The 10,063-nt window shown below is 31.7% G+C and carries 10 protein-coding genes and 3 tRNA genes; all 13 read left to right on the plus strand.

What is annotated here, in order from left to right:
• Nucleotides 1–49: 49 nt before the first annotated feature.
• The 13 genes from K0040_RS18950 to glmM all read left to right on the plus strand — a co-directional run bounded on the left by K0040_RS18950 (nucleotide 50) and on the right by glmM (nucleotide 9,896).
• Nucleotides 50–125 (plus strand) — tRNA-Val (locus K0040_RS18950).
• Nucleotides 126–141: 16 nt separating this feature from the next.
• A tRNA-Gly gene (locus tag K0040_RS18955) sits at nucleotides 142–216 on the plus strand.
• A 7-nt stretch (nucleotides 217–223) separates the two neighbouring features.
• Nucleotides 224–300: transfer RNA gene (locus tag K0040_RS18960), tRNA-Arg, on the plus strand.
• 194 nt (nucleotides 301–494) lie between these two features.
• Nucleotides 495–1,340, plus strand: coding sequence for a diadenylate cyclase CdaA (cdaA, locus tag K0040_RS18965; protein ID WP_228110287.1), 846 nt, complete (start codon nucleotides 495–497; stop codon nucleotides 1,338–1,340).
• On the plus strand, nucleotides 1,337–2,506 hold the full coding sequence (locus K0040_RS18970) for a CdaR family protein (RefSeq protein WP_228110288.1): 1,170 nt from the start codon (nucleotides 1,337–1,339) through the stop codon (nucleotides 2,504–2,506). Before cdaA ends, K0040_RS18970 begins: the two co-directional genes overlap by 4 nt.
• A gap of 481 nt (nucleotides 2,507–2,987) precedes the next feature.
• A complete protein-coding gene (locus K0040_RS18975) occupies nucleotides 2,988–3,890 on the plus strand; it encodes a phosphate butyryltransferase (protein ID WP_228110289.1) in 903 nt (300 codons plus the stop codon).
• Nucleotides 3,891–3,919: 29 nt separating this feature from the next.
• Nucleotides 3,920–5,011 (plus strand): butyrate kinase, encoded by a 1,092-nt coding sequence (gene buk, locus K0040_RS18980; RefSeq protein ID WP_331476372.1) that lies wholly within the window; start codon nucleotides 3,920–3,922, stop codon nucleotides 5,009–5,011.
• 26 nt (nucleotides 5,012–5,037) lie between these two features.
• Nucleotides 5,038–5,715, plus strand: coding sequence for an ATP-binding protein (locus K0040_RS18985; RefSeq protein ID WP_074920450.1), 678 nt, complete (start codon nucleotides 5,038–5,040; stop codon nucleotides 5,713–5,715).
• A 41-nt stretch (nucleotides 5,716–5,756) separates the two neighbouring features.
• Nucleotides 5,757–5,972 (plus strand): 4Fe-4S binding protein, encoded by a 216-nt coding sequence (locus tag K0040_RS18990; protein WP_039681417.1) that lies wholly within the window; start codon nucleotides 5,757–5,759, stop codon nucleotides 5,970–5,972.
• A 25-nt stretch (nucleotides 5,973–5,997) separates the two neighbouring features.
• Nucleotides 5,998–7,059: a 3-methyl-2-oxobutanoate dehydrogenase subunit VorB gene (locus K0040_RS18995; protein WP_228110290.1), complete on the plus strand. Its 1,062-nt coding sequence runs from the start codon at nucleotides 5,998–6,000 to the stop codon at nucleotides 7,057–7,059.
• Complete coding sequence (locus K0040_RS19000) at nucleotides 7,059–7,817, plus strand: thiamine pyrophosphate-dependent enzyme (protein WP_074920447.1); 759 nt, start codon at nucleotides 7,059–7,061, stop codon at nucleotides 7,815–7,817. Before K0040_RS18995 ends, K0040_RS19000 begins: the two co-directional genes overlap by 1 nt.
• Before the next feature lies 1 nt (nucleotide 7,818).
• Entirely contained in the window at nucleotides 7,819–8,370 is a 552-nt protein-coding gene (locus K0040_RS19005) for a 2-oxoacid:ferredoxin oxidoreductase subunit gamma family protein (protein WP_074920446.1), read from the plus strand.
• A 179-nt stretch (nucleotides 8,371–8,549) separates the two neighbouring features.
• Complete coding sequence (gene glmM, locus K0040_RS19010; RefSeq protein ID WP_228110291.1) at nucleotides 8,550–9,896, plus strand: phosphoglucosamine mutase; 1,347 nt, start codon at nucleotides 8,550–8,552, stop codon at nucleotides 9,894–9,896.
• Nucleotides 9,897–10,063: the final 167 nt, after the last annotated feature.

Genomic DNA, 10,063 nt, shown 5'->3' on the forward strand with positions numbered 1-10,063 from the left:
GGCTGTGAGGGTTCGATCCCCTTCACCCGCTCCAATTTAATTAATTCCCGGGACCATAGCTCAGCTGGGAGAGCACCTGCCTTACAAGCAGGGGGTCACAGGTTCGAGCCCTGTTGGTCCCACCATTTTACAAAATTTTATGCGGGAATAGTTCAGTGGTAGAGCGCAACCTTGCCAAGGTTGAAGTCGCGAGTTCGAATCTCGTTTCCCGCTCCAATAATATGGGTGCATAGCTCAGCTGGATAGAGCAACGCCCTTCTAAGGCGTGTGTCCGGGGTTCGAATCCCTGTGCGCTCACCAATCAAAGTTTCACATTAGTGAAACTTTTTTTTTATAAAAAAATGAAATAAATATATAATTAACCTTATAATAATAAAATATAAATATAATAAATAATATATTGAATTAAATAAGATAGTTTGTATATAGTTGTATTATTATAGTATAATACATAGTGTAAAAGGTTAAGAAACTATTGAGTAGGAGGATAAAATATGTCCGATATAAATTCTTTTTTAAATGGTTTTATTGATATAATATTAAGAATGAGTATAAATGATGTTGTAGATATATTAATTGTAGCTTACATATTCTATAAAATTTTTATGTTTATAAAGGATACAAGAGCAGAGCAAGTTTTTAAGGGAATAGTAGTTTTATTACTTGCAACTCAACTTAGTTCTGTATTTAAATTACATACATTGTACTGGATCTTAGTGAATGCATTAAATGTAGGGGTTCTAGCAGTTTGCATAATATTCCAACCTGAGCTTAGAGCTGGTTTTGAACATTTAGGGAGAACAAATTTTAATTTGATTGGAAAAGGTGGAGAAAACGCTGAAAATAAAAAATTAGATAAGACAATAGATGAAATTGTAGAAACGTTATACTCGCTATCCAGACAAAAAATAGGAGCTCTTATTATATTGGAAAGAGAAACAAAAATATCAGATATAATAGGAACTGGCACTATAATTGATGGAGATGTTTCGAGACAATTATTAATAAACATATTTATACCAAACACACCTCTACATGATGGTGCAGTAGTAATAAGAGGTAATAAAGTAAAAGCAGCGGCATGTTTCCTACCTTTAAGTCAAAGCAAAGATTTAACAAAAGATTTGGGAACTAGGCATCGAGCTGGTGTAGGAATAAGTGAGGTTTCTGATTGTATCACTTTAATAGTTTCCGAAGAAACGGGAGAGGTTTCTATAGCTAAATCAGGCAAACTGTATAGAGATATTGCTAAGGAAAGAATGGCTAATATATTAAAGAAAAATTTAAATAAAACAACAGCTGAAGACAAAAGTTTCTTTAAAGGTGGGATATTTAAATGAAGAATAATTTAAAAAGAAATACAAGAATAAAATTAATAGCTTTACTTAGTTCTATAGTATTGTGGATGTATGTCATGGCTATAGTGGACCCAGAAGATACAAAAATTTTTGAAAATATACCTGTGACTATAACTAATGCAGAGGAACTACAAGATAATGACTTGATAGTATATCCAGAAACAGATTTAGTAGCTGATATTTATATAACAGGAAAACTATCTAATTTGCAAAAAATAAGTAAAGATGATATACATATATATGGCTCTATAAACAATCCAATTGAGGGTAAAAATTATCTTTATTTAAAAGTTAATACTACAAAACAAGTATCATATGAATTTAAATCAGATTTTATAATTGTTAAATTGGAAAAACTTGTACACCAAGAAAAAAATATTAATACTGAAATAATTGGACAATATAAGGATGATGTAGACACAGTTACATTACAACAAAGTGTGGTTAATATATCAGGACCGAGGGTTTTAACAGATCAAGTTGACTATATAAACGCAACTATTCAAGTAGATACCAAGGATAAAAATAAAGCAACTAAAAGTGTAAAATTAATGCCGGTGGATACAGATGGTAAAGAGGTTAAAGGGGTTAATTTAGATATAAAAACTATAAATGCAGAAGTAACATTTTTAGAAGAAAAGCAAGTACCTATAAATATTCAATTAAAAGATGAAAAAGCAGATACTAAGGTATATGAGTTAACACCAGAAATAGTAATGATAAAAGGTAAAAAAGAAGTATTAGAAAAAATTAATTATATAAATACTCAAAAAATAGATTCTACTGATATAGGGGTTTCTAAGAAAGTAGATTTAATCATACCAGAAGGTGTAGCTGCTGAAGAAACTACTACAATCGTAAAACCAAAGGATGAAGAGAGTTTAATTCAGAGATTAATATATAATAATTCAGAGATAGAACTAAGAAACAATACTAAGGAGATAAAGGCGTCAGATCTAAATATTCCTGACAGTATAAATGTTGAAGTTCAATTGGATGGTAATAGTACAAAGTTATCTAAATCAGATATAAATTTATATATAGATTTAGAAAATGGGTATGATAAAAATAAAGAGTACATAATTAAATATGAATCAGAGACATCTTTTAAGAATGTTAAAATAATACCAAGTACTGTTGGAAAATAAAAATTTTATATAAAAATAAGTGTAACCTAGTTGATGTTTTGTATACAAATTAACAGGTTACACTTTTTAATTTGTTAAGAATTTATCGAATTAAATTTAATAAAATATAGTATAATTAAAAAAATATTAAGAAAACAAAGTTAGAATTTTCTGAAAATTTAAATTTTTTGTCAAAAAAAGTAGTTATAAAAAAATATTTATCTGCCAGAAGTCGCTTATTTACTCATTAAATTTAAATATAAACCAGCAAAAATAATAATAATTAAAAAATTTATTTAAAATTTCATTTTAATATTATACAATCATAAATAATTTATGCTAGAATATATGTAGAAATAAAAAAATGTAAAAACTTAAAAATTAAAGTTTGCATAAAAAATATAAAAGCAGTTGAAACAAATCTTTAGATTATTTAAATCAAAAGAGCATCAATTAAACCAAGTTTTAAAACAACTAAATATTTGAAATTTAGGAGGAGAAAATGAGGAACATAGACGATATTATTAGATTTGCTAAAGAAAGAGGTCCAAAAACTGTTTCGGTAGCTTGTTGTCAAGACAAAGAGGTACTAATAGCAGTTGAAAATGCTAGAAAAGAAAATATAGTAAATGCAATTTTAGTTGGTGATATCGAAAGAACTAAAGAAATTGCAGATGAATTAGGTATAAGCCTAGAAAATTATAAATTAGTAGACATTAAAGATTTGTCAGAAGCATGTTTAAAAGCCGTAGAGTTAGTATCTAGTGGAGAAGCTCATATGGTGATGAAGGGGTTAGTAGACACTTCAATTATATTAAAAGCAGTACTTAATAAAGAAGTTGGATTAAGAACAGGTAACATATTAAGCCATGTAGCAGTGTTCGATATAGAAGGATACGATAGACTATTCTTTGTAACAGATTCAGCTATGAACCTAGCTCCAGATGTAAATGCTAAGAAGCAAATAATTGAAAATGCATGTTCAGTCGCAAGATCATTAGATATAGAAGAACCAAAGGTGGCACTAATATGCGCCAAGGAAAAGGTTAACCCTAAGATGAAGGATACTGTAGAGGCAAAAGAATTAGAAGATATGTACCTTCGTGGGGAAATAAAAGGATGTATGGTTGGGGGACCTTTTGCTTTAGATAACGCTATTAGCGAAGAAGCTGCAAGACATAAAGGAATGGATCACCCTATAGCAGGAAAAGCTGATGTATTAGTAGTTCCAGATATAGAAGCGGGAAATGTATTATATAAATCTATAGCGTTTTTTGCAAAATGTGAAAATGCAGGTTTAATAGTAGGAGCAAAAGCACCTATCATATTAACATCTAGAGCTGATAGTGATAAAACAAAGTTAAACTCAATAGCTTTAGGGGTTTTAGCAAGTACAAAAAAATAATATAAAATAAATAAAGGAAGGTTACTATAGTGGGAGATTATAAAATTTTAACAATAAATCCAGGATCAACGTCGACTAAGATTGCTGTATTTGAAAATGAAGAATTATTATATGAGAAAACATTAAGACATTCTTCAGAAGAAATAGGTAAATACGAAAAAGTTGCAGATCAATTTGGATTTCGTAAAAGTGTTATAGAAGATGCTTTAAAAGAAGCAAATTTAAAAGTAGAAGATTTAGATGCAATAGTAGGTAGGGGAGGACTTTTAAAACCAATACAAGGTGGAACTTATAAAGTAAGTGATGCAATGGTAGAAGATTTAAAAGTTGGTGTACTAGGAGAGCATGCTTCTAACTTAGGTGGAATAATAGCAAAAGAAATGGCTGATGAAGTATCTATACCATCTTTCATAGTAGACCCAGTTGTTGTTGACGAGATGGAAGATGTAGCAAGAATATCTGGAGTACCAGAAATTCCAAGAGTAAGTATTTTCCATGCTTTAAATCAAAAAGCAATTGGTAGAAGAGCTGCTAAAGATATGAATAAAAACTACGAAGACTGTAATTTATTAATAGTTCACATGGGTGGAGGAGTTACAGTTGGTGCTCATAAAAAAGGTAAGGTAATTGATAACACAAATGGTCTTGATGGAGAAGGTCCATTCTCACCAGAAAGAAGTGGAGGACTTCCAGTTGGTGGATTAATGAGATTATGCTATGGAGATCAATTAAGCAAGGCTGAAATAGGAAAAAGAATAAAAGGAAATGGTGGAGTAGTTGCTTATTTAGGAACAAATGACATGAGAGATGTTGAAGATATGATTGCTAAGGGCGATGAAAAAGCTGCTTTAATATATGATGCTATGGTTTACCAAATATGCAAGGAAATAGGAGCATATTCTACAGTTCTTAAAGGTGAAGTGGATGCAATAATCTTGACTGGAGGAATAGCTTATTCTCAAATAATAAGAGAAAAAATAGAAGACAGAGTTAAGTTTATAGCACCTGTAAAAGCTTATCCAGGAGAAGATGAAATGATTGCTCTTGCACAAGGAGGACTTAGAGTATTAAATGGCGAAGAAGAATCATTAGATTATGAAAAAGAAGCTTCAGCTTATTAATATATACTGAAAATAGGTGAAATTTTATGATAAAAGACGACAAAAGAGTTAGACTTTTTATAGGTCATTATGGAAGTGGAAAAAGTGAAGTTTCTATGAACTATGTAACTATGCTTAGAGAATTAGTTGATGGAGAAGTTGCACTAGCTGATTTAGATGTGGTAAATGTATATTTTAGAACAAGAGAAAAGAAAGATTTAATGAGACAGTTAGGAATAACACCTATTGACAGCTCTATTCAAACAACAACACTTGATGTTCCAGCTGTTTCAGCAGAAGTAATGAGACCACTACATGATGATAAAGTTAACTATGTGGTAGATGTAGGTGGAGACAATGTAGGTGGAAGAGTGGTTGGTAGATTTGCTGAACACTTTAAACCAGAAGACTACGATATGTTCTTTGTAGTTAACGCTAACAGGGAGAAAACTCAAACTGCACAAGAGGTTCTTGGGTTTATAGATGCAATAGAAGCTTCTTCAAAACTTAAGGTAACAGGCCTTGTAAATAATACTCATCTACTAAGAGAAACAACAGTAGACGATGTATTAAAAGGCCAGGAAGTTGTAAGAGAGGTTTCTAAAATTAAAAATATACCAATTAAGTATGTTTGTTGCTTAGAAAGCCTTGTAGATAAGTTACCAAAAGATTTAGAAGGAGATATATTGCCTATAAAACTTTATCTAAGGGAAGAATGGATGTAGTTTTGAGCTCAATATAAGAAATAATTAAGGGAGGCTTAATAATGGCTAAAGGAAAAGTGATTTTCAATGAAGAACGCTGCAAGAGTTGTGGATTATGTATAGAAGCATGTCCAAAAGGAATACTTGCGATTGACACAGAGGTTATAAATGCAAAAGGTTATAACCCAGCTAAAATAGTTGATGAAGAAAAATGCATAGGCTGTGCAAGTTGTGCATTAATGTGTCCAGATGTAGTTATAACAGTAGAAAGAGATTAATTATTTAAAATAAGGGGGATTAATAATGGCTAAAATTCTTATGAAAGGTAACGAAGCATTTGGTAAAGCAGCTATAGAAGCTGGTTGCCACTACTTCTTTGGTTACCCAATAACTCCACAAAGTGAATTACCAGAATATTTATCAAGAGAACTACCTAAGGTTGGAGGAGCTTTTGTACAAGCAGAATCTGAAGTTGCTGCTATAAACATGGTTTATGGTGCAGGAGGAACTGGTACAAGAGTTATGACATCATCATCTTCACCAGGGGTAGCATTAAAACAAGAAGGAATAACATATTGTGCAGGTGCAGAAGTACCATGCGTAATTTTAAATATAATGAGAGGTGGTCCAGGACTAGGAACTATACAACCATCTCAATCAGACTACTACATGTCAACTAAGGGTGGAGGAAATGGTGACTATAGAACACCTGTATTCGCTCCAGCATCTGTTCAAGAAGCAGTTGATATGATAATAGAAGCATTTGATGTAGCTGACATATACAGAACACCAGCTATGGTTGTTGCAGATGGTATGATAGGTCAAATGATGGAACCAGTTGATTTTGATAAAGAAAGAAGAACTAGAGAATTACCAGAAAAAACTTGGGCTGCAAATGGAACAAAAGGTAAAAGAATACCTAATGTAATAAACTCTTTATACTTACAATCAGAAGAGTTAGAGCAACACAACTTAAAATTAGAAAAGAAATATCAAGCAATAGAAGAAAATGAAGTTCAATATGAAATGTATCATGCAGAAGATGCAGAATTAGTATTTGTTGCTTATGGAACTGTTTCAAGAATAGTTAAAACAACAGTAGATCAAATGAGAGAAGAAGGGCACAAAGTAGGTTTAATAAGACCTAAAACATTATGGCCATTCCCTAACAAAGCATTTAAAGAAATACCAAATGCTAAAAACTTATTGGTTGTTGAAATGAGTTTAGGTCAAATGATAGACGATGTTAAACTAGCTTGTGAATGTAAATTACCAGTAGACTTCTACGGAAGATCTGGAGGTATGATACCATCTCCAGCTGAAATAGCTAATAAAGCTAAAGAAATAATAGGGGGTGCTAAATAATGTCTGTAGTATTTAAGAGAACAGAAGGGTTACAAGATGTTACTACTCACTACTGTCCAGGATGTACTCATGGTATAATCCATAGATTAGTAGCAGAAGTTTTAGAGGAAATGAATGTATTAGGAGATGCTATAGGTGTAGTTCCTGTAGGATGTTCAGTTTTAGCATATAAATATTTTAACGTAGATACTCATGAGGCTGCTCATGGTAGAGCTCCAGCAGTAGCTACAGGAGTAAAAAGAACTCATCCAAACAATGTAGTATTCACATATCAAGGTGATGGAGACTTATCTTCAATAGGTATGGCAGAAATAGTTCATGCTGCAGCTAGAGGAGAAAAAATAACTACTATATTCGTAAACAACGGAATTTACGGAATGACTGGTGGTCAAATGGCTCCAACTACATTATTAGGACAAAAAGCTACAACTGCTCAAGCTGGTAGAAGTGCAGAGCTTAATGGTTTCCCAATAAGAGTTAGTGAAATGCTAGCAACTTTAACTGGTGCTGTATTTGTAGAGAGAGTTTCTGTAGATACACCAGCTAACGTAAGAAAAGCTAAAAAAGCTATAAAGAAAGCTTTCCAAGTTCAACAAGCAGGATTAGGATTTGGAATAGTTGAAGTATTATCAACTTGTCCAACTAACTGGGGATTAAACCCAAATGATGCATTACAATGGTTAAGAGACAATATGATGTCTTACTATGAATTAGGAAACAAAAAAGATATAGAAGTTGAAGTTGAGGAGGCGAAATAATATGTCAACATCAAGAGTAATATGTGCAGGATTTGGTGGTCAAGGTGTTATGTCTATGGGACAATTATTAACTTATGCAGGAATGCTTGAAGGGAAAGAAGTTTCATGGTTACCATCTTATGGTCCAGAAATGCGTGGAGGTACTGCAAACTGTGCAGTAACTGTATCTAATAAGCCAGTTGGATCACCTGTTATAACAGATGATGCTACTTGTGCTGTTATAATGAACAAACCTTCTATGAAGTTTGTTAACGATGTTGTTCCAGGAGGACATATATTAGTTAATAGTTCATTAATAGATGCAAAAGTTGAAAGAGATGATGTTCATGTAACTTATATACCAGCTAATGAATTAGCAACTGAAATAGGAATGCCTAAAGTTGCTAATATGATAATGTTAGGTGCTTGTTTAAAAGTTACTGAATCAGTTGATATAGAATCAGTTCTTCAAGCTTTCTTAAAAGTTTTCGGAGAAAGAAAATCTAAATTCATACCAATGAATAGAGAAGCTTTACAAAAAGGTATGGATGCAGTAGAAACTGTAAAAGCATAATTTGAAAAATAAAATTTTTATATTATATAAAAAAGGCAATAGAAATAATTCTATTGTCTTTTTTTCGTTTAAGTATTAAAATAATCCTATGGTTATAATTAAAGACTAATATTTAATACATAAACTGATAAAAATAATTTTACGGATATAGATATTCTCGTTATGAAAGGAGCTTTTTGATGAGAAAATATTTTGGGACAGATGGAGTAAGAGGAGTAGCAAATACAGAACTTACTTGTGATTTAGCATATAGATTGGGAAGAGCTGGAGGGTATGTTTTAGCTCAAGGAGACAACAGAGTAAAAGTTGTAGTAGGTAAAGATACAAGGATGTCAGGAGACATGTTAGAGTCAGCCCTAATTGCTGGATTAATGTCAGTTGGATGCGATATAATTCCAGTAGGAGTTATACCAACACCAGCAGTTGCATATCTAACAAGAAAATATAATGCAGATTGTGGTGTTGTTATATCGGCATCACATAACCCTATGGAAGACAATGGTATTAAATTCTTTAATAAAGATGGGTATAAGTTAGATGATGAAATAGAGTTAGAAATAGAAAAATATATTGAAGACATAGAAAAAGTAGATTGTAACCCAACTGGAGAAAATGTGGGAGTTATAAATCATGAGCACAATGCTTTAAGAGACTATGCAGATTATTTAAAATCTATAATAAATATAGACTTAACTGGAATGAAAGTAGTTTTAGATTGTGCTAATGGAGCCTCTTACGAAGTTGCACCAATAGTATTCAAGGAATTGGGAGCAAATGTTATAGATATAAATACAACTCCAAATGGAAAGAATATAAATGATAAATGTGGATCAACTCATCCAGAAATGTTACAAAAAACTGTAGTAGAAAATAAGGCAGACTTAGGATTAGCATATGACGGAGATGCAGATAGATTAATTGCTGTTGACGAAAATGGAAACATTGTAGACGGTGACCATATAATGATATTAAGTGCAGTATATCTTAAGAAGAAAAAACAACTGTCAAATGACACATTAGTAATAACTGTTATGACTAACATAGGGTTAAATGTTGCAGCAAGAGAACAAGGTATAAATCTAGAAGCTACAGATGTAGGAGATAGATATGTTATAGAAGCTATGAAAAAAGGTAATCTTAACTTAGGTGGAGAACAATCAGGGCATATGATATTCCTTGATTATAACACTACAGGAGATGGAGTTTTAAGTTCATTAATGTTATCGAAGATAATAAAAGAAGAAAATAAAACTTTATCAGAATTAGCTTCAATAATGAGTGTTTACCCACAAGTATTAGTGAATGTAGAAGTAAAAAATGAAGTGAAAAATAAATTCATGGAAGTTGAAGAAATAAAAAATGAAATAGCAAGAATAGAAGAATTAATGGAAGGTTGTGGAAGAGTATTAATTAGACCATCTGGAACACAACCATTAGTTAGAGTTATGCTAGAGGGTAAAGAGGAAGGTCAAATCAATGAGTTAGCTAATAACTTAGCTAATCTTATAAAAGAAAAATTATCGTAAACTACAAGTAAATACTAAAAAAATTTTAGTATTTACTTTATAAGCGCCAGAACTTAACAATAATATAATTTTTATTAGTAGTATTGGGGGTTAAGTTGACGAGGACAGAGTTAATCGATTTTTCGGCGGATGCTCTGCGGTGTGTTTACCATCGTTAAGGTTTTTTC

The organism is Terrisporobacter petrolearius, assembly GCF_020748185.1.
Taxonomy (GTDB): domain Bacteria; phylum Bacillota; class Clostridia; order Peptostreptococcales; family Peptostreptococcaceae; genus Terrisporobacter; species Terrisporobacter petrolearius.

Bases quoted from the DNA above. Each gene is read 5' to 3' on its own strand.
- cdaA (WP_228110287.1), top strand. From the start codon at position 495: ATGTCCGATATAAATTCTTTTTTAAATGGTTTTATTGATATAATATTA.
- K0040_RS18970 (WP_228110288.1), top strand. From the start codon at position 1,337: ATGAAGAATAATTTAAAAAGAAATACAAGAATAAAATTAATAGCTTTA.
- K0040_RS18975 (WP_228110289.1), top strand. From the start codon at position 2,988: ATGAGGAACATAGACGATATTATTAGATTTGCTAAAGAAAGAGGTCCA.
- K0040_RS18985 (WP_074920450.1), top strand. From the start codon at position 5,038: ATGATAAAAGACGACAAAAGAGTTAGACTTTTTATAGGTCATTATGGA.
- K0040_RS18990 (WP_039681417.1), top strand. From the start codon at position 5,757: ATGGCTAAAGGAAAAGTGATTTTCAATGAAGAACGCTGCAAGAGTTGT.
- K0040_RS18995 (WP_228110290.1), top strand. From the start codon at position 5,998: ATGGCTAAAATTCTTATGAAAGGTAACGAAGCATTTGGTAAAGCAGCT.
- K0040_RS19000 (WP_074920447.1), top strand. From the start codon at position 7,059: ATGTCTGTAGTATTTAAGAGAACAGAAGGGTTACAAGATGTTACTACT.
- K0040_RS19005 (WP_074920446.1), top strand. From the start codon at position 7,819: ATGTCAACATCAAGAGTAATATGTGCAGGATTTGGTGGTCAAGGTGTT.
- glmM (WP_228110291.1), top strand. From the start codon at position 8,550: ATGAGAAAATATTTTGGGACAGATGGAGTAAGAGGAGTAGCAAATACA.